This is a genomic window from Shewanella sp. NKUCC05_KAH, assembly GCF_019345585.1.
Lineage (GTDB): Bacteria > Pseudomonadota > Gammaproteobacteria > Enterobacterales > Shewanellaceae > Shewanella > Shewanella oncorhynchi.
The window spans coordinates 1-718 of sequence record NZ_JAHKQZ010000049.1 but is presented as its reverse complement, the minus strand read 5'-3'; the positions used below and the strand labels follow the sequence as shown (position 1 = coordinate 718).

Genomic DNA, 718 nt, shown 5'->3' with positions numbered 1-718 from the left:
GCTTTTAGTGAAAATTGGCGACCGAAAGGATGCGGCCGATAGACACTCAATCCTCTAACGCGACCCAGCCAATACCAACCGAGCTGCTCGACTTTTCGAAACCATGGATTACGAAAGCCCGCGTCAGTGACTATCAGCGGGGTGATGTTGTCAGGTAATACTTTTCTGAGTTCATTAAGAAACTGATTATGGGCGGTTTGAGTGCCTTGCAGCACTAATGGAAATGTTCGTTCGTAGAGCGTGATAGAGCGACCTTTGATAGCGATAGAGGCGCGTAGCGCAATAAGCTCACGACCTTCACGCATATCTGACCAATCCACCAATATTGTCGGCATCGTATGTGCTGTTAGCAACCACTTTGCATGCCACTGATAAACAGCCATTCTTTCATGGTGAAGATGCGGGTTGCCCAACAATCTATCCATGCGTTTTATTGAGTGCTTAGTATGAGTGCTGGTGCCATCAATGTGCCGCCCTAAATGCGTTAGGGTGAGGCAATCCGCGTTGATAAGTGCTCGGCAAGCAACCATGAGGGTATTGAGTCGCTTTTGATGGATTTCTGGACAATGTTGATAGAGAGATTGATGTAAGATAGTTAACACTTGCACCTTGAAGCCCTGTGATTGATGTTTGTTCGCACTTCCATCAGATCACACTTCAAGGTGTAAGTTCACTCCAATCTAATGATTTATATGTAAATCATCAGGGGATTCTTCAG

The 718-nt window shown here is 45.8% G+C and carries 1 pseudogene; it reads right to left on the bottom strand.

Annotated features, from left to right (window positions below):
• Window positions 1-608, bottom strand: a pseudogene (locus KO533_RS22395) (IS4-like element ISSod3 family transposase); the annotation flags it as partial.
• Window positions 609-718: the final 110 nt, after the last annotated feature.